Source organism: Nitrospira sp. CMX1 (genome assembly GCF_054902215.1).
Genome location: NZ_JBUBKD010000066.1, coordinates 141,185 through 166,216, shown reverse-complemented (window position 1 = coordinate 166,216; position 25,032 = coordinate 141,185). Strand labels below are relative to the sequence as shown.

Annotated in this window: 23 protein-coding genes and 1 pseudogene; 7 read left to right on the top strand and 17 right to left on the bottom strand. The window is 54.6% G+C overall.

From position 1 onward, the window contains the following. Positions 1–4: 4 nt before the first annotated feature. From trpC to ACYX34_RS17245, 5 genes are all read right to left on the bottom strand, one after another. Entirely contained in the window at positions 5–832 is an 828-nt protein-coding gene (gene trpC, locus ACYX34_RS17265) for an indole-3-glycerol phosphate synthase TrpC (RefSeq protein ID WP_462077823.1), read from the bottom strand. A gap of 7 nt (positions 833–839) precedes the next feature. Beyond that, the gene (gene trpD / locus ACYX34_RS17260; protein ID WP_462077822.1) at positions 840–1,853 is read right to left on the bottom strand and encodes an anthranilate phosphoribosyltransferase; all 1,014 of its coding nucleotides are present in this window, start codon (positions 1,851–1,853) and stop codon (positions 840–842) included. Between the two features lie 21 nt (positions 1,854–1,874). Continuing rightward, positions 1,875–2,438, bottom strand: coding sequence for an anthranilate synthase component II (locus ACYX34_RS17255; protein ID WP_462077821.1), 564 nt, complete (start codon positions 2,436–2,438; stop codon positions 1,875–1,877). 97 nt (positions 2,439–2,535) lie between these two features. Next, positions 2,536–4,032, bottom strand: a complete 1,497-nt coding sequence (trpE, locus tag ACYX34_RS17250) for an anthranilate synthase component I (RefSeq protein ID WP_462077839.1) — start codon at positions 4,030–4,032, stop codon at positions 2,536–2,538. A gap of 10 nt (positions 4,033–4,042) precedes the next feature. Next, positions 4,043–4,690, bottom strand: coding sequence for a LysM peptidoglycan-binding domain-containing protein (locus ACYX34_RS17245; protein WP_462077820.1), 648 nt, complete (start codon positions 4,688–4,690; stop codon positions 4,043–4,045). A 226-nt stretch (positions 4,691–4,916) separates the two neighbouring features. Here ACYX34_RS17245 and ligA point away from each other — a divergent pair, with 226 nt between their 5' ends. Beyond that, positions 4,917–6,977 (top strand): NAD-dependent DNA ligase LigA, encoded by a 2,061-nt coding sequence (gene ligA / locus ACYX34_RS17240; RefSeq protein ID WP_462077819.1) that lies wholly within the window; start codon positions 4,917–4,919, stop codon positions 6,975–6,977. A gap of 2 nt (positions 6,978–6,979) precedes the next feature. Here ligA and ACYX34_RS17235 read toward each other — a convergent pair whose 3' ends face one another. The 5 genes from ACYX34_RS17235 to ACYX34_RS17215 form a co-directional block, all read right to left on the bottom strand. Continuing rightward, positions 6,980–8,248, bottom strand: a complete 1,269-nt coding sequence (locus ACYX34_RS17235; protein ID WP_462077818.1) for a hemolysin family protein — start codon at positions 8,246–8,248, stop codon at positions 6,980–6,982. Positions 8,249–8,518: 270 nt separating this feature from the next. Further along, positions 8,519–9,202 carry a septal ring lytic transglycosylase RlpA family protein gene (locus ACYX34_RS17230; RefSeq protein ID WP_462077817.1) on the bottom strand — a complete coding sequence of 228 codons (684 nt, stop codon included), beginning with the start codon at positions 9,200–9,202 and terminating at the stop codon, positions 8,519–8,521. A 3-nt stretch (positions 9,203–9,205) separates the two neighbouring features. Beyond that, positions 9,206–9,616: a hypothetical protein gene (locus tag ACYX34_RS17225; RefSeq protein WP_462077816.1), complete on the bottom strand. Its 411-nt coding sequence runs from the start codon at positions 9,614–9,616 to the stop codon at positions 9,206–9,208. A 247-nt stretch (positions 9,617–9,863) separates the two neighbouring features. Further along, positions 9,864–13,412, bottom strand: a complete 3,549-nt coding sequence (locus tag ACYX34_RS17220) for a vitamin B12-dependent ribonucleotide reductase (RefSeq protein WP_462077815.1) — start codon at positions 13,410–13,412, stop codon at positions 9,864–9,866. A gap of 278 nt (positions 13,413–13,690) precedes the next feature. Beyond that, entirely contained in the window at positions 13,691–14,062 is a 372-nt protein-coding gene (locus ACYX34_RS17215) for a DUF4359 domain-containing protein (RefSeq protein WP_462077814.1), read from the bottom strand. 87 nt (positions 14,063–14,149) lie between these two features. Between ACYX34_RS17215 and ACYX34_RS17210 the strand changes: the two genes are divergently transcribed. Next, on the top strand, positions 14,150–14,440 hold the full coding sequence (locus ACYX34_RS17210) for a hypothetical protein (RefSeq protein WP_462077813.1): 291 nt from the start codon (positions 14,150–14,152) through the stop codon (positions 14,438–14,440). A gap of 1 nt (position 14,441) precedes the next feature. Here ACYX34_RS17210 and ACYX34_RS17205 read toward each other — a convergent pair whose 3' ends face one another. Further along, the gene (locus tag ACYX34_RS17205) at positions 14,442–15,728 is read right to left on the bottom strand and encodes an AmpG family muropeptide MFS transporter (RefSeq protein ID WP_462077812.1); all 1,287 of its coding nucleotides are present in this window, start codon (positions 15,726–15,728) and stop codon (positions 14,442–14,444) included. 356 nt (positions 15,729–16,084) lie between these two features. Continuing rightward, complete coding sequence (locus tag ACYX34_RS17200) at positions 16,085–16,489, bottom strand: hypothetical protein (protein ID WP_462077811.1); 405 nt, start codon at positions 16,487–16,489, stop codon at positions 16,085–16,087. Positions 16,490–16,615: 126 nt separating this feature from the next. Between ACYX34_RS17200 and mtaB the strand changes: the two genes are divergently transcribed. The 3 genes from mtaB to ACYX34_RS17185 all read left to right on the top strand — a co-directional run bounded on the left by mtaB (position 16,616) and on the right by ACYX34_RS17185 (position 20,907). Continuing rightward, positions 16,616–17,959 (top strand): tRNA (N(6)-L-threonylcarbamoyladenosine(37)-C(2))-methylthiotransferase MtaB, encoded by a 1,344-nt coding sequence (mtaB, locus tag ACYX34_RS17195; protein ID WP_462077810.1) that lies wholly within the window; start codon positions 16,616–16,618, stop codon positions 17,957–17,959. Further along, positions 17,956–19,287 carry a tRNA (N6-isopentenyl adenosine(37)-C2)-methylthiotransferase MiaB gene (miaB, locus tag ACYX34_RS17190; RefSeq protein WP_462077809.1) on the top strand — a complete coding sequence of 444 codons (1,332 nt, stop codon included), beginning with the start codon at positions 17,956–17,958 and terminating at the stop codon, positions 19,285–19,287. The genes mtaB and miaB overlap by 4 nt, the downstream gene beginning before the upstream one ends. A gap of 645 nt (positions 19,288–19,932) precedes the next feature. Then, positions 19,933–20,907 (top strand): hypothetical protein, encoded by a 975-nt coding sequence (locus ACYX34_RS17185; protein ID WP_462077808.1) that lies wholly within the window; start codon positions 19,933–19,935, stop codon positions 20,905–20,907. Positions 20,908–20,919: 12 nt separating this feature from the next. Here ACYX34_RS17185 and ACYX34_RS17180 read toward each other — a convergent pair whose 3' ends face one another. From ACYX34_RS17180 to ACYX34_RS17170, 3 genes are read right to left on the bottom strand one after another with little or no spacing between them, the layout of a single operon-like run. After that, the gene (locus ACYX34_RS17180) at positions 20,920–21,636 is read right to left on the bottom strand and encodes a 3'-5' exonuclease (RefSeq protein WP_462077807.1); all 717 of its coding nucleotides are present in this window, start codon (positions 21,634–21,636) and stop codon (positions 20,920–20,922) included. Beyond that, on the bottom strand, positions 21,633–22,043 hold the full coding sequence (locus ACYX34_RS17175; RefSeq protein WP_462077806.1) for a (deoxy)nucleoside triphosphate pyrophosphohydrolase: 411 nt from the start codon (positions 22,041–22,043) through the stop codon (positions 21,633–21,635). Before ACYX34_RS17175 ends, ACYX34_RS17180 begins: the two co-directional genes overlap by 4 nt. Before the next feature lies 1 nt (position 22,044). Further along, entirely contained in the window at positions 22,045–22,761 is a 717-nt protein-coding gene (locus ACYX34_RS17170; RefSeq protein WP_462077805.1) for an A/G-specific adenine glycosylase, read from the bottom strand. 124 nt (positions 22,762–22,885) lie between these two features. Between ACYX34_RS17170 and ACYX34_RS17165 the strand changes: the two genes are divergently transcribed. Continuing rightward, positions 22,886–23,401, top strand: a complete 516-nt coding sequence (locus tag ACYX34_RS17165) for a hypothetical protein (RefSeq protein WP_462077804.1) — start codon at positions 22,886–22,888, stop codon at positions 23,399–23,401. A 215-nt stretch (positions 23,402–23,616) separates the two neighbouring features. Then, a complete protein-coding gene (locus tag ACYX34_RS17160) occupies positions 23,617–23,976 on the top strand; it encodes a PilZ domain-containing protein (RefSeq protein ID WP_462077803.1) in 360 nt (119 codons plus the stop codon). A gap of 304 nt (positions 23,977–24,280) precedes the next feature. Here ACYX34_RS17160 and ACYX34_RS17155 read toward each other — a convergent pair whose 3' ends face one another. Both ACYX34_RS17155 and ACYX34_RS17150 read right to left on the bottom strand, forming a co-directional pair. After that, the gene (locus ACYX34_RS17155; RefSeq protein WP_462077838.1) at positions 24,281–24,709 is read right to left on the bottom strand and encodes an NUDIX hydrolase; all 429 of its coding nucleotides are present in this window, start codon (positions 24,707–24,709) and stop codon (positions 24,281–24,283) included. A gap of 27 nt (positions 24,710–24,736) precedes the next feature. Beyond that, positions 24,737–24,826, bottom strand: a pseudogene (locus ACYX34_RS17150) (zinc ribbon domain-containing protein); the annotation flags it as partial. Positions 24,827–25,032 lie beyond the last annotated feature (206 nt).

Genomic DNA, 25,032 nt, shown 5'->3' with positions numbered 1-25,032 from the left:
TCATCTATGCCGATTGACCACTATGCGCCGTGGTTCCGAGCAATTCACGAACCTTGTCTCCCGTGTTGTCCGCACGAATGAGCGACTCTCCGATCAACATGGCATGGATACCGGCATCAGACAGCTTGGTGACGTCCTCACGCTTGTGAATCCCGCTCTCGCTGATGATCAGTTTGTCCGACGGAATCCGCTTTGCCAGCCGAAACGTCACATTGAGATCGGTCGTGAACGTCTTCAAGTCCCGGTTGTTGATCCCAATCATCCTTGCATTGGGAATCCACTCCAACACCGTGTCCAACTCTCTCTCGTGATGGGTCTCGAACAAACTATCCATTCCAAGTTCGGTAGCCAGGGCATGGAAATCAATGAGCTGCCGACGTTCCAGAGCCGCCACGATCAACAAGATCGCATCAGCGCCATGAGCACGAGCCTCATAAAACTGGATATCCCCGACCATGAATTCCTTATTGAGTGCCGGGATTGGGAATGCTTGTTTAATTTCTTTCAGATACCGAAGGTCTCCTTGGAAAAAGTCCTTGTCGGTCAAGACCGATACGGCTGAAGCGCCTTGCTCTCGATAGATCCGTGCCAATCCCAAATGATCAAACTTTTCGGCAAACTCTTCCCGCAAGAGCCCCAGGCTCGGTGAGGCCTTTTTGACCTCGGCGATGAGCGAAGGACTAACCGGAGGCTTTGTCGCATCGAGCGTGACGGCAAACCCCAACGTCGGCGGCGCATCACGGATAGCGGCTTTCAGATCGGCAAGGTAAGTACGGCTTTGCTTATGCCGCAGTTCTGCTTTTTTATGTTCGAGAATGCGATCGAGAATCATTGAAGACTCATACCCTCGTCGTATAGGCGATCAACCTCTCCAGCTTTTCTGCGGCAGCCCCCGAATCAATAGTCTGCTGCGCCAGACGGAATCCCTCTTGAAGGGTTTTTGCTTTCTGACCTACTACCATAGCAGGCGCTGCGTTCAAACAGACGATGTCGCGCTTGGAGCCTTTCCGGCCTTGCAAGATCTCTTTTACGATCCGTGCATTATCCTCAGGCGAACCGCCGGCATACTCTTTCCTAGGCACACGTGACAGGCCGAATTCCTCCGGCGCAAGAAAGTAGCTCGAGACGACTCCGCCTTTCCCCTCGGAGACTTTCGTCCGTTCCGACAGCGTGATCTCATCCAGTCCGTCCATGCCATGAATCACGAAGCAATGTTGCGATCCCAGTTCCATCAGGACTCGTCCCAATATTTCGGTTTTTTGTGCCTCATAGACCCCAAGCACTTGATGCGTCGCTCCGGCCGGATTCGTCAACGGCCCCAACAGATTCAAGATGGTCCGGATACCGATTTCCTGTCTCGGCCCAGCGCAATATTTCATCGCGCTGTGGTAGTGCGGAGCAAACAAGAACCCGATCCCAACGTCATCGATGCAGTCCACCATGCGACTCGGATCCAGATCGATCTGGACCCCGAGAGCACTCAACACATCGGCACTTCCGCTCCTGGACGACACGGAACGATTGCCGTGCTTCGCGACGGTGATACCGGCCCCCGCTACCACGAAGGCTGCGGCCGTCGAGATATTAAATGTATTGGCTCCATCACCACCTGTTCCACAGGTATCGACGATGATGGAAGCTCCGACTCTGATACGCGCAGCCCGCGCTCGCATCGCGCTCGCCGACCCGACGATTTCATCAACCGTTTCACCTTTCTGCCTGAGGCCCATCAAGTAGGCGGCAATCTGCGCCGGAGTCGCCATGCCATCCATGACCTCGCACATGACGGTTTCGGCTTCCTGCGCGGAAAGAGCGATTCGGTCAGCCAATTTGGCGAGTGCATCTTTGATCATGGCAATACAAATTAGGTGGGGCTAGAGTTTCAAGAAGTTCCGCAGCAGATCCTTGCCTGCCGTCGTCAGAATAGATTCCGGGTGAAACTGGACCCCTTCGACACCAAGCGTTTTATGCCGGAGTCCCATGATTTCACCCTCGGCAGTCTCTGCTGAGATCTCAAAACAGCCCGGAAGATTCGCCCGGTTCACAATCAGCGAATGGTACCGCGTCGCCTCAAACGGATTGGGTAACGATTGAAAGATGGTCTTCCCGTTGTGTTTGATCTGGGATGTCTTCCCATGCATCAGCCGAACCGCACGGATCACTTCCCCTCCGTAGGCCACGGCCATCGACTGATGCCCCAAACAGACGCCGAGGATGGGAATCTTCCCTCCAAATCGCCTGATGGCATCGACTGAGATTCCCGCTTCCTTCGGCGTGCAGGGCCCCGGAGAAATCACCAGGCGGTCTGGATGTAACTCCCCGATCTGATCCAGAGTAATCTTGTCGTTGCGAACGACCTGGACATCCTCGCCTAACTCACCCAGATACTGCACGAGGTTGTAGGTGAAGGAATCGTAGTTATCGATGACAAGTAGCATGATAAAGCCCGTCATTCGTCATCGGTCGTTCGTCAATGGAGAGCTGGTTTCCGTTGAGGAACAATCTGCCAAATGACAGATGACCAATGACTATTCCCTATTCCAGCCCCTGCTCTGCCAGTTCTATGGCTTTCATCATCGCACGGGCCTTGTTACACGTTTCCTCATACTCATGGACCGGATTCGAATCAGCCACAATGCCGGCTCCGGCCTGGATGAAGGCCCGATGGCGCGAAACCACGACCGTACGAATATTAATACACATGTCCATGTTCCCTGAAAAGCTGATGTAGCCCACTGCTCCGGCGTAGGGGCCACGCCTTGTGGGTTCTAACTCTTCGATAATTTCCATCGCCCGAATCTTCGGTGCTCCGGACACCGTGCCGGCAGGAAAGCAGGCCTTGAGCACATCGTAGACGGTCTTGTCCTTGCTCAGTTTTCCCGTGACATTCGACACGATATGCATGACATGGGAATACCGCTCGACATTCATCAACGATTCGACCTTGACCGACCCCTGTTCAACGACACGGCCGATATCGTTGCGCCCCAGATCCACCAGCATGATGTGTTCAGCCCGCTCTTTGGCGTCGGCCAACAGGCGTCGCTCGAGTTCCGCATCTTCTTCCGCTGTCGCTCCACGTCGCCTGGTCCCCGCAATCGGACGCACCGACGCGAGGCCATCTTCACAACGCACCAGAATTTCCGGGGATGACCCCACCAGTTCGACCCCCGCGATACGCAGGTAATACATGTACGGTGAAGGATTCACCACGCGAAGCCCTCGATAGAGCTGAAAGGGCGGCGCCTGCAAATTCGTCTCCCAACGCTGTGAAAGCACGCACTGAAAGATATCACCCGCCTTGATGTAGTCCTGCGCGCGTGAGACCATTTTCTCAAAATCCGCCTGGTTCATATTGGAGGTAAAGCGGAGCGGAGACCTCCGGCGCGTTGGTTTGACACGGCGGAGCGGCCGACGAATTCTGGCGATCATCTTTTCAATGCGGGCTGTCGCGTCTCGATAGGCCGCACGAATGTCTCGGTCCGACCCGGACTTCACGTGCGCGTTGGCCACGACTTTGATTTTCTGCGATACGTTGTCGAAGATCAGCAGCGTCTCGGTCAGGAGAAAGGCGAACTGCGGAAGGTGGAGGTCGTCTTTTCGTCGGGAGGGAAGATTCTCAAATGTCTTGACGATGTCATAGCCGAGATACCCCACCGCTCCACCGACAAAGCGAGGCAACTCCGGCACCGTCACAGGGCGATAGGTTTCAAGGATCTCCCGCAGACGATCCATGGGGGCCCCTCGACTGGGGATCCGACGTACGCGGCCCCCCTTCTTGACGCATAAATCCCCGCGGTCTTCGTAGATGACGACTGGAGATCCACTACCGAGAAACGAATACCTCGCCCATTTCTCCCCTCCTTGGATGCTTTCCAATAAATAGGCAGAGGGACCGTGGTCGATCTTGGCAAAAGCCGAGACTGGAGTATCGTGGTCCGCGAGAATTTCGCGAAACAGGGGAATGAGATTGCCCTGCTCGGCATAAGAACGAAACTCATCCAGGCTGAGCGAATAGGTCACAGACTGCATCTCGTTCCGCTTATTCGCTCCCCACCATGAGTTTTTGGCCGACCTCAATGATGTCATCAGGCAGCTTGTTCATCTTCTTTACCTTCTCGATGTCAAGGCCATACCGACGGCTGATACCAAACAGCGTCTCACCCGGTTTCACGACATGGACCATCTGGCCGGATTTCGGAGTGACATTCGTGGCACTTTGAGAAGAAGAGCTTTTGGGGTCGCTTCCGCTCGATTCCGTCGTGACGGCTTTTACCGGTTCTTTGAATGGCTCAAGTTTCTTCGGCTTTCCCGTAGTGGAAGAGCTTTTCCGCTGCATATCTTCGAGGGCTTTGCGTTCAAGCACCGTGGCTTCTCTGATCGCTTCAGTTTCCTCTTGGAGACGAGCCATCTGTTCACGCGCCATCTGTACCTGTGCCGACAGTTCCCGGTTTCTCGCCTCAAACTCGGCCAGCTCTGTCTTCGTCCGTTTCACTTCGCTATCCAGTTCAGCGGTGCGTTTTTCTTCCTGAGCCAAGAGGCGCTGGAAATTGAGACTTCGTGCCTTTTCGGCGTTGAACTTTTCTTCCAAGACCACACACCCGCTCACGACCATCCCCCCACACAATAGGATTCCGAAGAGAACGGTCTTCCTCACTCGCGCACAGATTGGCTGCTCATCCCTCCGCATATACCCTCCTTTGCCCGGCCGTCACCGATTCCCGAGGACGAAGAGACGCTTAGAATAGTGGGCACTGGTGCGAAAGTCAAAGCAAGCAGACCAATCCGTTTGACCGTTTCCCCGGCCTGTGCTACGGTCAGCCCGGGCTTCAAGCATGCGTCGCTTTCATGTTGAGTCACGGCTGTCATAACATCCTCGCGTCGATCACCGCAGCCCCACATCGTTGAGTCCAACGATGCGACAGGACTCTCTCTTTAGCGACGTGCCGCCCCCTTCCAAGATTCGTCAGGCCGATGAAAATCGCCTCGCGACACTCAAGAACCAAATCCGACACCACGACTATCTGTACTATGCGAAGGACCGCCCCGAAATCTCCGATGGGGAGTATGATCGCTTGTTTCGGGAACTGCTCGAGCTCGAGCTGAAATACCCAGACCTGGTCACTTCTGATTCCCCGACCCAACGTGTCGGGGCCCCTCCTTTGGACGAACTTGGGAAGGTCCCGCACGAACGACCCATGTTGAGTCTCGACTCCTTGATGGATCCCGTGGAAGTCTTGGCCTTCGACCAGCGGATGAAACGAGAACTTGAGACGGAACAGATCGACTACACGGTCGAGCCGAAATTCGACGGTCTCTCAGTCGAACTTGTCTATGACCATGGAACCTTTGTTCGTGGGGCAACCCGTGGGGATGGTACGATCGGCGAGGACGTCACGATTAACCTCCGCACGATTCGCGCCCTGCCGCTCCAGCTACAGACCGACCGCTACCCGGAGCATCTCGTCCTCCGAGGCGAGGTGTACATGCGCCTCTCGGACTTTCATGCCCTCAATCGTCGCATGACGGAACAGGGGAACGACGCCTTTGCCAACCCGCGGAATGCCGCGGCCGGTTCTCTCCGCCAGCTCGATTCGCGCATGACGGCTTCTCGACCGTTGGTCGTGACCTGTTATGAAGTGATGGCGATGACCGGTCCTCTTCCTTCAACGCACTGGGACGAACTGGAACGGTTGGCCGAGTGGGGACTTCCCGTTCCCATGCTCCGCCGACGATGCGACACCATTGACCAGGTCTTGGCCTTTCACCGGGAAACCCAAGAACAGCGCGACAATCTCCCCTATGAAATTGATGGCGTCGTGGTGAAGATCAACCGCGTAGATTGGCAGAGTCGGCTGGGTATGAAATCCAGAAGCCCTCGTTGGGCCATGGCATTCAAGTTTCCTCCGCGAAAAGAAATTACGGAAATACAGGATATCGCTATCTCCGTGGGGCGTACCGGAACGTTGACCCCACTTGCTCTTTTGAAACCCGTAGAAGTAGGTGGAGTCACCATCAGTCGCGCAACCCTACACAACGCCGATGAGGTGGCCCGAAAAGATATCCGCGTTGGGGACACCGTGCGTGTTGAGCGGGCCGGGGACGTCATTCCAGCCATCGCCGAACGAATTCCCATCTCCGGTCAAATCAGGCCAGAACCCTTTCTGATGCCACCACACTGTCCGATATGCGAGTCCACCGTGGCAAGAGAAGGGGCTTATTACTACTGCACGGGACAGGCGGTCTGCCCCGCGCAGCTCAAAGGGGCCATTGAACACTTCGCGTCGAAAATGGCCCTCAACATTGACGGACTTGGTAAGAAGACCGTCGCGCAGCTTATCGATCAAGGACTGGTGAAGGACCTTTCCGATCTGTACCGGCTAAACCAGGAACAACTCCTGAAACTTGAAGGCTTTGCAGAACGATCCTCGACGCTTCTTCTTGAAGCCATTGCCCGAAGCAAGACTGTGCCACTTGAGCGGTTCTTGATGGGGCTGGGAATCCGCCAGGTCGGTCAGCATATCGCCAAAGTACTGGCCCATGAATTCGGCTCACTCGATGCCATCATGGCGGCAGATCGCGACCGGTTGCAGGCCATCCGGGAGATCGGGCCTGAAATTTCTGAAAGCCTGGTGTCCTACTTCCAGGAACAGTCCAACCGTCGGGTTATCGACCAATTGAAACAACTGGGCGTCTCAATCATGGAACAACGCTCTCCGCAGAGCCATGGTCCACGCCCCCTTTCAGGGAAGAGCTTCGTATTCACCGGAGGACTGGCGAGTTGCTCGAGAGAGGAAGCCAAGGTGCTGGTTGAACAACTGGGTGCGATGGTCTCCTCCAGCGTCAGCAAGAAAACGACCTATGTCGTGGCGGGTTCCGAAGCGGGCTCCAAACTTGAACAGGCTCGGAAATTGGGCGTACAGATCCTTAACGAGGAGGAATTCAGGAAGTTAATCGATGCGTCCGAACAACGGTAGGCTCACACTGATGCTTCGACCGGTACCGCGACCTTCTCGTCCTTGAAAATAGTGACACTCCGTATCGAGCGAGGATCAGCCTCGTGGACGACCAAACGGCAATTCTCGATGCGGAGTTCTTCTCCTGCCTTGGGGATTCGACCGAGATTTTCTTGGATCAAGCCTCCGATCGTCAGGGCTTCATCCCCACCGAGTTCGACCTTGAGAAAATCGTTCACTTTCCGTACCTCAGTCCGCCCATGGACCAAGATCTGGCTCTTACCGATACGTTTGATGAGTTCTTCCGTGATGTCCGTTTCGTCGACAATCTCCCCGACCACCTCTTCGAGCAAATCCTCCAGGGTCACGAGCCCCATAACCCCGCCGAATTCGTTCACGACCACTCCCATATGTCGTTTTTCTTGTTGAAACTGTTTCATCAAATCGTCCGCCGTCTTCCCGGCCGGGACAAAGAGTGGAGGATGGGCAATATCCCGCAGGCGTAACTCAGTTCGTCCTTTGGCCAACTCCGTCAACGCCTTGGTCTTATAGAGGATGCCCGTGATGTTATCGAGTGTGCCGTCATAGAGCGGGATGCGGGAATATTTCGAATTGTAGAGTTGTTCCTGTGCCTCCTTGAGACGAAGATTTCCGTCCAATGAAAACACATAGATACGTGGCGTCATCGCATCTTCAGCCGTAATATCCTTCAGCTGGAACACGTTCTTGATCATTTTCACTTCTTCCGATTCGATCTCGCCCGCTTTCCCACCCTGATCGAGCATGATCTTCAGTTCCTCTTCGGTAACCAGAGGATGCGTGAGTCCTTTTCCACCCGTCAAACTGTAGATCAGCGGCACCATCAAGAACAGGAGCGGCCGCAGCATCACCTGCACCCCATAGATCGGGTAGGCAAGATTCAGCGTCACAGGCACCGAGAACTTCGCTGCCAACGTCTTTGGTACCACGTCCACGCAGACCAACAGCACGAAGGTCAAGATTCCGACCATGACAGCGATGGCCTCTTCCAAAATGGTCTTCTCACCATATGCATTCAACGTAATAAAGGTGGCAAACATGGGAATCGCCGTACTCACCAGGCGATCTCCCACAAGAATGGTCGAGAAGAGCCGCTGAGGGTCACTTCTGAGCTGCAGGGCTTTCTCCGCTCGCTTGCTGCCATTCTGGGCCAGGGCCCTCAGTCTGGTTTCGTTGACCGAGAAGAAGCCGATCTCGGCAGTGGAAATAACGGCGGATAACCCTATCAACCCTAAAAGGATGAGGATGTCCATAGCAATCGTCTATTTAGGGACGTTGCACCAGTTCGGCTGGCCTGATGAGAAGCCGGGCGTCCCCCAGAGGATACCTCTTGGTCCACCCTTCGGAGGATTGTACGATTAGGATAACCGGACCGCTTAGAATAGGGCTCACAGTCGATACATCTATCACAGGGGCCATGAGCAGGCAAGTAATTCAAAAATTCATACTGAAAAATCAATCGGTTCGAAAAAATGGCCATCGCATGACGACGGCTGGGCTCCACCATCTGCTCTCGTCGGCCTTCACATCTGTTCATCATCCCGCACCACGAGGGATTGGAGATCAAACAGTCGATCAAGACGCGTTGAAGCTTTCTGAGCTTCTGGCTCGACTAGGAACCGGCCGATCTGGACTCGATACCGACGCCCCTCAGGGAGATCTATCTGAACAATACGCCCATCGGCAAAGTCGCGTTGGAGCCGCGCGACCAGAGCCTGAGCCTTGTGAAGGTCTGCAAAAGAGCCAACTTGAACCCTTAGGACCCCCATCCCTTCTGGTCGAGGATCATAGCGTATGACCCGAAGCTCAATTTGGTCGGTTCCGTGGCCGACCATCCCAAGCGCTTGAGCACCAGCCAGCGAAAGGTCAAGGATTCTCCCCTTGGCAAAGGGGCCTCGATCAGTGATTCTGACCGTGACATGGCGCCCTGACGTTAATGAACGAACAACTGCAACGGATCCCAACGGCAACGTTCGATGCGCAGCCGTCAATGCATACATGTTGTACCGCTCTCCGTTGGCGGTCTTATTCCCATGAAAGCCTGGGCCATACCACGAGGCCATCCCCCGTTCGATGAATCCAACAGGATAGTCAGGAAATCGATCGACGTGACGAAGAGATGCGGCGCAACCTTGATGCAGGGCCACACCAAGCCCGACCGCAATGAGTAGGAAAGACGAAGGATCCGTGAGCGGCCTCAGCCGCATGGGCTAAAACTCGTCGAGCGATTGATTGCGGAGAAGCGTAAGAGCTTTTTCAGTTTTGGAAACGGTCAAGACGACGATGGCCCGCTTCCCCTCCCGCGAGGGTGTGCAATAGCCACACTTAATATTGATCCGGCTCCTCATCAGCGTGTCCGCCACTCTCCTCAAGGCTCCAGGCTTGTTTTCAAGGCTCAAAACAAGGGCCGTTTCCTCCCGGAATTTGATCTTTGCCGCCCGAAGAGCAGCCCGAGCCCCATCGAGGTCAGCTACGAGCAACCGCAACTTACCTGTCCCCATGACCTCCGGAGCTGAAAATGCCTTGATATTGACTCCTGCTGCCCCGAGCACTGCCGTCACTCCGGCTAATGTGCCTGGTTTACTCTGTCCGCTGATGACAAGCTGCGTTGTAGTCGGCATATCGATACTCCCCATAACTTTCTGGTCTTACAGTCTTCTTCGCCTTGCTGAACGAACCGTCTGGAGCGGAGTCCAGCCCCTATGCGGGTTGGCCTGAGCCCGCCACAGTGACGGTGTTAGACAGGACTTTCCAACCCTGACTCGCATGCCTGAGCATCCCTTGCCCCCGACACGAGTCCGTAGAATACGTCGTTTTCTATGCCCAATACAGGATGAATGCCGCTTATTCTGCATCGTGACACATCCCTTACGAACATCCGCTCGTCGAACCGCAAGTCACACATTTGAGACACGTGCCGTTCCGAACCATGGTGAACTGCTTGCATTCTGGGCAGGGATCTCCCTCGTAGCCCTTGACCCGCGCCTCTTTTGCACTTTGAACGGCTGTCAGCGTCAGCGTTTCCCGCATAATCTCGACTTGCCGGGCAACGCTATGGCCGTTCCCATGGGCATGGCTATGACCATTTCCCTTTCCGCCGTTCCGACGGATCGGAAGATGCTCGGTCACGACGGAAGACTTGGCCAATGCATCGAGGTCCGCTTCTTCCTCGAAGCATTCGGGATCCATGTCGTCCTTCTTCATTGAATCCATACGCAGATCTTCTTCTTTGACCTGCGCAAGGTCATATCGATCAAGATACGTGACGGCCAATTCACGGAAGATGTAATCGATAATCGACGTCGACATCTTAATCCGATCATTCAGTTTGACCGGACCATTCGGCTCAAATCTGGTGAAGACGAATGCCTCCACAAATTCCTCGAGCGGCACACCATGCTGAAGCCCAAGAGAGATGGCGATGGCAAAGCAGTTCATCAGGCTCCTAAACGCCGCTCCCTCCTTATGCATGTCCAAAAAGATTTCCCCGACCGTCCCATCCTCGTATTCACCGGTTCGGAGATAGAGCTTATGCCCCCCAACGATGGCTTTTTGCGTGTACCCATTACGCCGAGTGGGAAGTGGACGCCGTTTGGCCAAATACCGGACAAGCACGCGCTCGGTCACTTTTTCAGCCATTTCTAAAACACCAGGCACAGTCTCCAACGCCCTCCCGCTATCGGACGACGCGCTCAATGGTTGACTGAGTTTGGATCCGTCTCGATAGAGCGCCACCGCCTTCACCATACTCTTCCAGGCAAGGAAGTACGAGGCCTTGACGTCTTCGATCGTGGCCTCGGACGGCATATTGATGGTCTTGCTGATCGCACCGCTGATGAAGGGTTGCGCCGCAGCCATCATGCGAATGTGGGCATCGACGGCGATGGAACGTTGCCCGATGCGACCACATCGATTCGCACAATCGAAGACCGCCAGATGCTCGGCCTTCACATGGGGCGCGCCTTCGACGGTCATCGTCCCACAACAGAAATCGTTCGCGGCAGCGACTTCTTCCTGCGTAAAGCCAAGCACCTTCAACATATTGAAGTTTTTCTCGTTCAGTTGCACTTCGGTCAGACCAAGTTGCTCAATGCAGAAGCTCTCCCCGAGCGTATACTTATTGAACGCAAATTGAATCTCGAACGCTTGCGACAAGCTGCGTTCCAGGTGATCAAGCACCGTGTCGTCGAAACCTTTCAGCCGAAGCGTGTCGTGGTTGATGAACGGGGCACCTTTGAGGGTCTGAGCCCCGACACAGTAATGAACGATGTCCCTCACCTGTTGATCCGTATACCCGAGATTGGCCAAGGCGAGTGGAATACTTTGATTAATGATTTTGAAGTACCCTCCACCGGCCAGCTTCTTGAATTTCACCAGTGCAAAATCCGGTTCAATTCCAGTGGTATCGCAATCCATGACCAACCCGATTGTCCCGGTCGGAGCGATCACCGTCACTTGAGCATTGCGATATCCGTACGCAGTCCCGAGTTCAAGCGCATGGTCCCAGGCTCTCCGGGCGGCCAAGAGCAATTCGGGGGGACAATGCTCAGGGCGGATTCCGGCGGGAGCAATGGTCAGCCGTTCATATTCTTCGAGAGACGCCTGATAGGCTGCCCGTCGATGGTTGCGAATGATCCGCAACATGTGTTCGCGATTTTTTGCGTATCCGGAGAACGGGGACAGTTCGGCCGCCATTTCCGCCGATGCACTATAGGCTTCCCCGGTCATGATCGACGTGATGGCCCCGCAGATCGCGAGAGCTTTAGGCGAGTCATAGGGAATGCCTTGACGCATGAGCACCGTCCCCAGATTCGCGTATCCCAATCCAAGCGTCCGGAACTGATAGCTCTTTTCAGCGATCGATCGGCTCGGGAAGGATGCCATCAAGACACTGATCTCCAGCGCGATGGTCCACAGCCGAACCGCATGGCGGAACCCTTCGAGTTCGAACTGCCCATCAGTGCCGTAGAACTTCGTCAGATTGAGGGACGCAAGGTTGCAGGCTGTGTCGTCCAAGAACATGTACTCCGAACAGGGATTCGAGGCGTTGATCCGCCCATCCTCCGGACACGTGTGCCATTCATTGATGGTGGTATCGTACTGCGTCCCTGGATCAGCACAGGTCCAAGCCGCCCACGCGATACGGTCCCATAACTCTCTGGCCTTGATAGTCTTGCAGACTTTGCCGTTGGTACGTCGTTTCAGTTGCCAGTCGCCATCGGCTTCAAGTGCGGCAAAAAACTCATTGGGAATCCTGACGCTGTTGTTCGAATTCTGGCCGGAGACCGTTTGATAAGCCTTTCCATCCCAATTGGTGTCGTACTCGTGAAACACAAAATGCGTGAACCCCTGCTGCGCATAGGAGAACATCCGTTGGATATAGGCCTCAGGAACCATCTCACGGCGGGCTGACGCCAACGCCTCGCGCAGGGCCGAATTCGTCTTCTGTTCGAGATCCAGCCGAAGCGCACCGGTGCCATCAACGGCATGACAGGCCTTCAAGACGGCATTGAGCCGCTGCGCGCAGATCTTCGACCCCGTCACCATGGCCGCTACTTTTTGCTCTTCGATGACTTTCCAATCGATGAATTCTTCGATATCAGGATGGTCCAAATCCAAACAGACCATTTTTGCCGCGCGACGCGTCGTGCCTCCGGATTTGATTGCTCCGGCCGCGCGATCACCGATCTTCAGAAAGGACATGAGCCCGGAAGAGCGCCCCCCACCGGACAGTCCTTCGCCATCTCCTCGCAGTTTCGAGAAGTTCGTCCCGGTTCCAGAACCATACTTGAACAAACGCGCCTCTCGAACCCACAGGTCCATGATACCGTTTTCATTTACGAGATCATCCTCGATCGACTGAATGAAACAGGCATGCGGCTGCGGATGTTCGAACGCATTCGTCGCCTTCACCACCTCTTGCGTTTTCGGATCGACGTAATAGTGCCCCTGCGCCGGTCCCGATAATCCATAAGCATAATGAAGACCGGTATTGAACCACTGGGGGGAATTCGGCGCAGCCATTTGGTGCGCCAGCATGTAGCACATCTCATCATGAAAGGACTCCGCCTCTTCCGGAGTCTTGAAATACCCGTAGGCCCGACCCCAATGGGTCCAACACCCGGCCATGCGCTCAAAGACCTGTCGGGCATCGCGCTCACCACCAAGCACCGACTTGCCGTCGGCATCGATGAGCGGTTGGCCGTTCTGATCGCACTGCGGAACGCCGGCCTTCCGGAAGTACTTTTGCGCCAAAATATCGACCGCCAGCTGCGACCAGGGTTCAGGAACCTCGATATTCTCCAGCTTGAAGACGGTCGATCCGTCGGGGTTTCGAATCTCGGACGACCGTTTGACGAACGCCAATCCCTCATATGGACTCATGCTGCGGCGGGTAAATTTGCGATCAATTCTCACAGTAGTCCTCCAAGGGGAAAAGGATTAGGATTCAGGTGTCGATTCGGAGCCTTCATACCGGTATGAGCCGCTCGCTCATACCGCGTGACACCTACATATAGCTAGCATGTTTTTTTGTCAACACCAAGTATTGTGGATATTTGAGAAGTAAGGGGATAGGCTGTGAATAGTCGAGATGTGAACGGCAGTGCCTATTTCAGTGCTGTCGTGAGGAGGTTATCCACAGAAAATTTCATTGCCAGAGACCTCCCGCAGATGACCCTTGCCATTTTTTCTTGCTAGAAGGCCATTCGGCCGATCTTGAGAGTCGCCTCTTCAACACCTCGCAGGGGAATGAAGTGACCAGCAAGACCAAGCACAAGGACCTTCGTATCGGCCACCCGCGTTTCATAGTGACTGACAAGCCCCCAATTGCGCCTCACCGTATTTGGCCGAACGAATGACTCCAGCAGCTTCTTGCTTTGAGACCGAAACATCTGCCGAAGAAATTGCTGTTCCCGAGTCGATGTGCCCTGGTCCATTCGGTCTATCGCCTTCCCCAATTCCTGTTCAACGAACTGTAAATAATCGTCCGTCGTCGGGTTCGACCAGGCCAAACCGACCAAGATAATCAGTGCACCGACGATTACACTCAAGCGAAGGAGACTCATGACGCTCTACTGTTTGACAAACAATTGTCGAGCCAATTAGCTTAGCCCAGATTCAGTGCATACCGTCTTATCGAGTTTGGAGGAGCTATGTTTGTCTGGAGCAAGAAACTCGTTGGAACCCTGTTAGGCATCTTCGTGTTACTGTTGGGAATCTTCCTTCTCCAAGGTCCATCGGAAACCACGAGCATCCTCAAGACCCACACCACTCAATGGATCATCTTGAACTATGCCTGTCTGCTGGTCTGGCTGTTTGTCTGGATGATCGACCAAGCACGCGTCCGCGGCAAGAACGTCTGGCTCTGGCTCGTGCCGTTCATTCTAGCACCGCTACCTACGCTCATGATCTTCGTGCTCTTCCTCCAACGGCGGTTGTCGTAAGTCAGTCAGCAATAGGCACGGCGGCTGACTTCCCTACAGAGGCTTGACCAATCGCCTTCTGATCTGTCTCGATAGAACAGCGGATTCGCCACACGGCCCAGAGACCAGGTAACGCCGCCACCGTTGTAAAGACATAGAATTGAGCCCATCCCACGACCTGAACAAGATCTGCGGAGGGGCGTCCGACAAATACTCGCCCCAGCGCTTCAAGTGAGGACAGTAGCGCAAACTGTGTTGCCGTGTAGCGCGCATCGCAGAGCGACATGACCAACGCTACGAATGCTGCCGTCCCCATCCCACCCGTCACATTCTCGATCACGACAGCTGCCGTCAGCGCACCGGCATGTTTCCCCATCAAAGCCAACACGACAAAGCCAAGGTTCGAAACAGCCTGTAAGACACCGAAGGTCAGCAACGATCGCACGAGTCCAGACCTAGTCATCAAGATTCCGCCGATAAAGGCACCCACCAATGTTGCAAAAATCCCAAGCCCCTTTGCAGCGCCGACCTCGGTCGAAGAAAACCCCAGTCCTCCAATCAGAAAGGCTGTCTGCAATGCGGATGCAAAGGCATCTCCAAGTTTGTAGAGGACGATCACAGCCAAGAATCCTAGTGCTGTGGGCCTCGAGAAGAATTCCGCCAGCGGGGCTCCAACAGCCTCTCTGAGACTCTTGGGAGCAGCGGCCACCACCGTCGGATCAGGACTGAGTAAGACAATAACCACTCCGGCGACCATGATGGTTGCCATCGCCAGATACGTCATCTGCCAACCAACATAATCAGCCAGCGCCAGTGCCCCGGCGCCGGATGCCAACAGGGCGACTCGATAGCCATTCACCCAGACGGCTGCGCCCAACCCGCGCTCGTGAGGCTGGAGCGTGTCCGTTCGATAGGCATCGAAGACAATATCCAAGGATGCCGCAAGGAATGCGACGAGCACCGCATAGGCTGCGAGCCAGCCAGGATGAAGCTTCGGATTGGTCAGAGCCATGAGCCCAAGAGCCATAGCCACACAGAGTTGCGTCAGGACCATCCAGCCGCGACGCCGACCCAACCATGGGGGCACCACACGGTCCATCACCGGTGCCCAGAGGAACTTCAGCGTATAGGGAAGGCCAACCAGGGTGAAAATCCCGATGGTCTTGAGGTCGACTCCCTCAACCGTCAACCAGGCTTGGAGAGTCCCCGATGTGAGCGCGAGCGGAAGACCGGATAGAAACCCCAATGGCAGCATCACCAGGAGACGCTGGCTGAACAACGCTGCCAAATTGGACGATCCTTGTGTCACAGAAACTCACCGTTGTGAGAGCGGACTGAATGAGACCGGCCGTTGTGCAGCAAGCAGACCCTCAGCTGGAACGCAGGATACCATCGCCTCCCGGTTCAACTCAGCAGAATCACAAAACACGCGGGTAAGGAACTTATTGGTCGGCACTGTAGCGAACAGGCTGCTGACAACCTACTTTGATTCCCGACAAGTCTCGAAATCTTGGAGGCCATAGACTGAATACAAATCGCACACAGGATGTTCAAAAAGGCCTTCCAGCAAGGCCGCAGCGAGCGAACGGTCGAGGCGTACGTGGTTGGTACGTTGAGACCTTGAGCGACGCGAGAACGCCGCTGAGAGACTTTTTCAACATCCTGCTAACAGGGTTGTCCGTTGAACAGACAAGGTTTATACCGCGAGAGATCGAACTCAGTGTTCTCCTGGTAGACCCGTTCATTGCCGTTGACCCCGTCCTGCTCAGGATCACTCCACATGGTGTGATTCCACCAATAGAACAAGGGCTGAACTTCTGTCTGGTACACGGGATTGCCGTAGCTGCTGCGTGAATACTCCTGAACCAGTCGACCCGTCACGTAATCGATCTGACCGTTGCCCTTCAGGGAATAGAGGAGAATGAACAGGCGGGCTTCATGATCATAGAGTTCATCGACGCGAGAGTTGAGATCTGGTTCAGTTGGGAGAGCATCCTTCCCCCACCCTGTCGTGGGAGTGCCCCCTAAAAGCCACAGCGAAACGGATAGAATGGCAAGCAACCGCACCATCCACCACACTCAGACGGAATGACTCTGTTCTCTCTACTCAGCCACCGGAGCGCAAGGGGCAGGAGCGATCCCGCGAGCAAGGCAACCTTGCTGGATTGCACACGGCCACCCTATAATGCCACTCCTATGGGAACAACCCGTGCCTCTCTACATACGCTCGGCTGCCGTCTGAATCAAGCCGAAACCTCGATCCTCGGAGAAGGCCTCCGTCGAAAGGGGTTCGACCTCGTCGAATTTGGCCAGCCCACTGACGTACTGATCCTCAACACCTGTTCCGTGACGGAGGACGCCGAACGGACATCGCGATATTTGATCCGGAAAACGCTGAAACATTCTCCTCATGCCTTCATAGCCGTGACCGGCTGTTATGCCCAAACCGGCATGGAACAGCTCAAGCGTCAGGCCGGCATCGATCTCATCGTCGGACATCAATTTAAGCTCGACCTGCCGGCCTATCTCCCAGCCGTTCATGAGTTGCGGAAGCGATCGGCCCCGGACATTCATTACACGAAGACGATTGCGCGGGGAGACTTTGATCTACCCCATTTTGCAGAACCGGATTCCACCAGAGCTCTCTTGAAGATCCAAGACGGCTGCAGTGCGATGTGCAGCTTTTGCATCATCCCGTTCGCCAGAGGGCACGAGCGCAGCCGAACCTTCGACGACATTCTGCGCGAAGCCGACAGCTTGGTGGCGCGAGGCTACCGGGAGATCGTCCTGACAGGCGTGAATATCGGGCAGTATGTTCACAGCGACAACGACTTTTGCGCATTGCTTCGCCGGCTCGATCAAGTTGACGGCCTTGAGCGCATCCGGATCTCATCGATTGAGCCAACCACTGTCAGCGACGAACTGCTTGATCTGATCGCCTCATCAAACAAACTCTGTCCTTATCTCCACATTCCTCTGCAGAGTGGGGACGATCAGATCCTACAGGCCATGAACCGACGCCATACAGTCAAGGAGTACCGAAAGCTGATCGACACCGCCCTCACGAAGATTCCTGACCTCGGGGTCGGAACTGACCTGATGGTAGGATTCCCCGGAGAGACTGAAGCCGCGTTCCAAAATACAATGGCTGTTGCATCAGACCTCCCCTTCTCCTATTTGCACGTCTTTCCCTATTCCTCGCGACCAGGGACTGCGGCACTGCGCATCAAACAGCGGGTCCCATCCGCATCGATCAAGAAACGCACTACTCTTCTACTGGATCTCGATCGTGCCAAACGACTGGTCTTTCACAACGCACAGATCGGCAAGACGGTCTCCGTCCTGTTTGAATCCGGCACCAGAGAGTCCTATCGCTTCGGCACGACGTCGAACTTTACAAAAGTTGCCGTCAGAAATTCCGGCGACCTGGAGAACCACATTAAGCCAGTCACGATTTCCGCTGCAGCAAACCGTTACGTATTTGGTGATCTCGTATCGCCCTCAACGCCGATGAACGCGTCCCCGGTGCGCCTATTATGATGGTCAAGACACTTCCCCAGGTTCATATCGAAACCTTCGGCTGCCAGATGAACGAATCTGACAGTGAGTTGGTCCGGTCATTGTTGAAGCAAGAGGGGTTTGGTTTTACGGAAGACCGCGAACGAGCCGATGTGGTGCTGGTCAATACCTGTGCGATTCGAGAGAACGCCCACACCAAGATCTACTCCCACCTCTCTGAGCTCAAAGCCCTCAAGAAGCACCGCCCGCTCGTCGTCGGTGTGCTTGGTTGCATGGCTCAGAATTTAAAGAGCGAGCTAGTTGAAAAAGAACCGCTCATTGACGTCTTGGCCGGCCCGGACTCGTACCGACAATTGCCCCGGTTGCTGACCTGCGCGCTGGACGCACAAGAACAGGGACTCCGGCAGAAAGCGTTCGCCCTCGATCTATCGGAATATGAAACCTACGAAAACATCATGCCGGATCGGAACAGCGGTGTGAACGCCTGGATCACCGTGATGCGAGGCTGCGATAACTTTTGCTCGTTTTGCGTCGTCCCATACACCAGAGGGCGTGAGCGATCACGCGATCCCGAATCTGTCCTCCTCGAAGCGCGTGATGCGGCCACACGTGGATTCAAGCAAATTACGCTGCTGGGACAAAACGTGAATTCCTACCGCCACGGGGAATGGGATTTTGCTCAGCTCATCAGCGCCGTCGCAGACCAGCCGGATATCGAAAGAGTCCGGTTTACCTCTCCGCACCCAAAAGACTTTCCCCCGACACTGATCAAGGCCATCGCCGCCCATCCAAAGATCTGCAAGCACATTCATCTCCCCCTGCAGTCGGGAAGCGATCGGATCCTCGAAATGATGGGCCGCACCTATACGGGAACAGAGTACCTGACATTGGTGGATCGGATCAGATCCATCGTCCCCGATGTCGTTCTAACCACGGACATTATCTGTGGATTCTGTTCCGAATCCGATGCGGACTTCCAGGCCACCGCTCACCTGGTGGAACGGGCCCGGCTCGACTCGGCCTATATCTTCAAGTACTCGGAGCGGAAAAATACGATCGCAGCACGAAAATATGTCGACGATGTGCCCGATCAACTGAAGGGCCAGCGGGTCGCCAAGCTAGTGGAGATTCAACGTGCCATTACCGCGGAGCGCAACCGTCGCTATATCGGGAAAGCCGTAGAGGTTTTAGTGGAAGGCGATGCAACCCGTTCCTCGACCCAAGGCATGGGAAAAACCGACGGCAACATCACCGTCGTCTGGGATAAAAACACCGGCCATTCTGAGCCAGGCACACTTATGACTAAACACATCTTTGACGCCTCAGCCGCGACGTTGTACGGAGAATGATGACTAATGGCAACCAAATGCCCTCTCACTTTACGCACAATTGTGTACACCCACTGATCACGATGAACATTTTCTGACAGGATCCCCGTCGGCTTTCTGACAAGTTTTCTCTCCTCCTTCTCCGGCCTTTCCCTTGTTCTCTACCCTTAGGAACCATTATCTCACTCAGTACCTTTCCCTCCCTCTCTCCCAACTTGACTATTCAACTCGTGCTAACCCCATGACTCTCCGAACAGATTCTTGCTTACCCCACACAAAACCTACTCGAGTGTTCCCTGTTCAAACCATTTGGCCAATCGGCGGAGGCCGTAGTTGATCACAGACCACCCCTACCGTCTTCCACAAGCGCTAAGAAGGCACGGACCTTGCTGTACTCTCGACGTCCATCTTTTTCTGTACCGGAGTGGTGAGCAACGGCCATGAAACCTCAGGATTCTGATCCAAAACCTGGTCCCACCCAGCCCGATTCTCGTATCACGCTCGAAGCAATCATTTCTGTCGGGGTAATCGGTTGGCTGGCCATAGGCATGGTGCTCATGGGTCTCGGTATTTGGTAGCTCAGCATTCGGAAATACGAAAACTCATAGGACTCATCTCAGAGTCATGATATTTCTTGAGCATAGTACACGCAGAAGGAGACCTCCTATGCATGCATGGTTGAGCCTCCGTAATGTCCGGTCTGTTGGCGCCTTTCTGGCCCTCAACGTGATCGTGACCGGATGTTCCACACTCTCAGGAGAGTCCACAGTTCTGAAAACCGCGAAAGGATCCGTCTATCTCAAAGACATCGCCGATTGGTCGTTTGAGGCGAGCCATCCTGTGACGATCGACCAGACGACCATCCGCATGGTCATCAAAGGAGTGGTAACCGAGGACGCCGCCAAACCGTTATCCAACATGCCCGCCAGTGGCAGCAAGCCGATGAGAGTATTCAGCGATGAAGACACCGAGTTTCTTGCTCCCCTGCTAGCCCAAGGTTTATCAGACGCGAAACCGGAGCAGATTGTCGGTTTCAAGGTGTTTTCATCGGCAGGGTCAGGCGCTGAACCCACAGCGGGCACCCTTTATATGCACAAAGGCTCCCTCTATCTGACCATCGCTCCTTCTCAAACGAGCAAGGGAACGAAATTCGCCCTTGCCTCTGCGGCTCGTACCGAGAAGGCTCCTTCCTTTGTAGCAATGGGAAAGGGAGCCATGACCATGGTGATCGATTATCAGGCCGTTGCTAAGGCTTCGGTTCCGGGATCGATTGTCGTAGTCGACGGATCAAAAGACCCCGCCTCGGCAATACCAAGTGGCCAAATTGTGGAAGCCACCCCATCGCGGGAGAGTGAGGCCCTTCTTGATCCTTCAGAAGCCTCGGCCCAGGCCAAGACCGAACCAGATGCACTGCAATTGAGCACTGATGAATTGCTCAATAAAAAGCTGGACGAGCTCCGAGCGGCACGAGAGGCGAACAAACGGAAAGATTCCGAGATTGCAACGCTGAAGAAAGAAACCACGCTGGTAAAGAAGGAACTCAAGCAACGGACGGAGGAAATCAAAGCCTTGAAGGCCAGTAAGGCCTCAGCCCCCTCGGCGCCGAAGAAGAAAGCCGCGGAAGCGCGCCGGACGCGCTGAGGACCAATCGAATCAGCCGACGTCGTACAACTCCGGTTGCAGCAGAACGACTTCTCTGGAGAGCGGCTGGCGAAAATTCATGCGGCAGTAACAGGCATAGGTCACATAGGTATCTTGTAAACAATACTGCGCCAGTTCACGCCCCTGCCGCTTTTCCCACATCTCGGCGACCTGCTCCCCACTGCCTGACTTCGTATCGACTTGTAGTGCTCGCGCCAACACATCCAGCTTGACCCAACCTCTCGTATCCCAATTGCTCCAAATGGCCATCGTGTCGTAGACCGGCTCAGCCCGAAATTTCGCCAGATTGATCTCGACGCTGGGTTTGACCTGATTGATGATCGATCGTTTTTTAATGAAGGGAAGATCAAAACCCAGCCCATTGTGCGTGATGTATAAAGTCGGCCGGTCCTGAGCCAACCTGGCCCAAAACTGCCGCAACAACTCGCGTTCATTCGCCCCGTACCACGCGATGGCGCTACGCGCTTCCATCTGGTCGGAAAATTCCAAAAGGCCAATACAGACAATATGGCTGAACGTCCCATCGAATGCTGACTTCGCGTAAGATTCGTCGTCCGCACGACGCGCTTCTTCCACCGCACTCGCCGTAAAGAGATCGTAACCCGCTTCCCCTGGAGCCAGGCCAAGCCCCTCTGTAGGCTTCCCGACAAGGCGAGCCCATTCCGCACGAGGCGCCTGAACTGTTTCGATATCGAGAACAACTTTCATGGTGCTGCTCCAATTGCATCGCGCTGTAATGCTTCAATGACGGCATGGTCCGCAGGCGGAAAGGCAAATTGCAAAAGTTCTTCAGGGAACACCCAGCGGATTTCTTCACAACCGATCGGTACCGCATCGCCTTGTTCGATTTTGCAGCGGAAGAAATGTAGCTCGACAATCTTTTCTGGATATTCGTGCCGGACGATCTGATACGGAATGGGGCAACCGATCTGGATATGCAGCTCTTCGAACAACTCACGCTGTAAACACTCTGCGAACGATTCCCCTGCTTCCTTTTTCCCCCCAGGAAACTCCCAGAAGCCCGCCAAATGGGCACCGGGCTTCCGGCGTCCGATCAAATATCGACCGTCTCGATAAATGAGCCCTGCCGCCACTTCGATTACCGTCTTCTGCACGCTAGGCCCTTTCACGCGGCGGTGGACTGAACGGATAGGTCTTGCAAAACAACTTCATCGGACAGAGGAGGCAATAGGGATCGCGCGCCGTGCAGACCATTGCCCCAAAATCCATGATCGCCTGATTGAAGTCGTACCCCTTCTTGGGAGGAATCAGAGCTTCCGATAGTTCCCAGAGCATCGCCTTCTGTGTTTTTGGATCCCCTTCGGCAACAAACACCCGGTGAAGAACTCGTATTACATTTGTGTCAAGAATAGGGGCATCTTCATTGAACGCGAAGGAGCGGATCGCTCCGGCGGTATACCGCCCAATCCCTTTGAATGAAAGCAGTTCCTCTGCATCGCTGGGAAGCTTTCCCCCATACCGCTCTACCGTTTCACAGGCAATCCCGTGCAACCGTTCCGGACGAACGTTGTATCCCAGCGGATACCACGCCTTCTTCACCTCAGTCACCGGTGCCTCAGCCAAGTCCTCAAAGCTTGGATATCGTTTAAGAAACTCGTGGTACTTGGGTATGACTCGATCAACTTGCGTCTGTTGCAGCATCACCTCGGATACAAGAATATGATAGGGATCCGATGTTTTACGCCATGGCAAATCACGGCCATGCTCCCCATACCATTTCAAGAGTCGTTGCTGGAATCGACGCTTGGCGGAAAGATCCGGGAGATTTGCCTTTCGAGATTTTTTCTTATTGGAAGTACGTCGCCCAGGCATGTACCGAACCTATGTCCACACTCACGTGACCGGTGGCATTGTAGAAGTCCCTTTCTAAAAAAATCAAACAGCCCAATCGACGCCCCACATGGAACGGAGGCTGACTGTTCAAAGTGACATTCGCATGGTAATCTCTACACAGCTGCACGGGAAGAAGGCCATGAAATGGGAAACCTTCCGAGACCAATGGTTGCAAGCATCGATCTTGGCCGGAAGTTTGGCCTGCATCCTTACCCCATTCCCATCCGCGGCTGAAACCCTCCAAGTACCATGGGAGTGCTCGAACTATGCGGGCGACGCACAGACCCGCTGTGTGAATGCCTTCATGGATGCGCAGCAAAAGAAAATTGCCGAGCTGGAAGGAAAACTCCAGGCCCAAGAGGGTGCTGTCAGCCAACTCAAAAACCAGCTCGATCGACAATCCACGACGACAGCAGACTTGCAGCGACAACTTGCCGAGCGGCCCACAACCAGCGTTGTTCCATTCTCATATGGCTATCCCTACAGCTACGCCTTGCCACCGGCCCTTGGGCTTGGACTCGGATTAGGCCTCTATTTTGGAAACGCCGGGTTCTATGCCTCACCTTATTACCGCCCATATTGGGGGCACCGGCATTTCGGCTATTGGGGCTACCGCTGATGACGTCAGGGGCCAACGGCATCGGAAAAATCTCCGGAGGTTCCGCTGGTGCACTGCTGTTTAGATCGGGCTTTTCATTGACAAGATCGCCTTCACCACATAGCCTGCTCTAGAGAACACGATCAAACTGATTTCCATCCGCCCAAGTAATGGGCCCAACACACTCCTCGAGGCCGTTTACTAACAGGCGACGCGACCTCTCAAAGGGATACTAGATGGTTGTTCGGAAGTTTCCGCGATTCCCGGTTTCAGCCCCCAGCACCCTGGTACAACGGGATAAATTGCGGTACAACGCCTTAGTGAAAGACCTCTCCATCAAAGGCTGTCGGTTGGAAAGCACCCTTCGTCCTTTCACCGGCATGCAGGTAGAACTGCTCCTCCAAGTTGCGGCAGATGCCACCCCAATCCACGTCAGTAAGGCAACTGTTCGATGGTCCGGATTCCAAGGTATTGGAGTTGAATTTCTAGCAATAGAAGCCCCAGAACACGAACGCCTCAAAAAAATGGTCGAGCAGCTCTCGATCACAGCGGGACAGGCCCTCATCGTGCCGAAAGGCGAGCTGCCGAAGAAGTGACCATTGCTCGCTGGCACACCCCTCGCCAGCACCGTCTCCACACTGATAGCCTGCCGAAGTTTTTTGTCAGCCAAGACCTCCCGTTTGCAAGATTGAGTTCGGCTTTGGATATGCATGATAGAGCGTCCCCCCTTCTGGTTACAGATCCCTCTCCCGAAGAAGCGCGAATCAGTCCATTCTCACACTCCTCAGCGTTATGCCATCTGACTACCGATCGTGACTGTTTTCAGACTGAGCATAACCGGTGAAAAAGGTGGGACTGTTGTATCCCAATGAGCAGAAAAGCTACGAGGTTCTCAGTGATCTAATCAAACGCAGGCCGATCCGGCAGGCTGACAAGGTGGACGGGAAACTCCCCGTTCTTCGCATCGGCAACGTAGCGCCTGAGGGCTTCGCTGACTACGGGGAAAGCCATCGTCTCCCAAGGGATGATAGAGAGGGGAAACAGTCTGACGTCCAAACTTTCCGGTCCGGCCATGAAAGTCGGCTCCTTCATTCGTCCACGAAACACGAGGTAGACCTGTCCGATATGAGGGAGACTAAGCACCGCATAGAGTCCAGTGATCGTGACATCAGCCTGCGCCTCTTCCATCGTCTCACGCACCGCTGCCTGTTCAGTGCTTTCGCCCAACTCCATAAAGCCCGCTGGGAACGTCCAGAGTCCAAGCCGTGGCTCGATTGCGCGACGACAGAGAAGGACTTGACCTTCCCATTCTGGAATACAGCCCGCCACAATCTTAGGATTGTGATAATGAATGCACTCGCACTGGTCACACACATGTCTGGGAAGATTATCACCCGCCGGAACTTTGTGTGTGACGGTTGCGCCACAGTGACTGCAATAGTTCATAACCGATGCATTCTCGAATCGGATCGACCAAGGACAACGCGTTGATCACACAATCACACAGACTGGCATGGATAACACAATCATCAACGCTTTGCACGTCGGTACAGCACTTCGGTCGCAGCAACAACTACTCATTACTACAGACAACAAATGCCTCGGCACGTATGGGTCTAGACCAATAGAATTCTGGGCCACAGTCCAAGCAG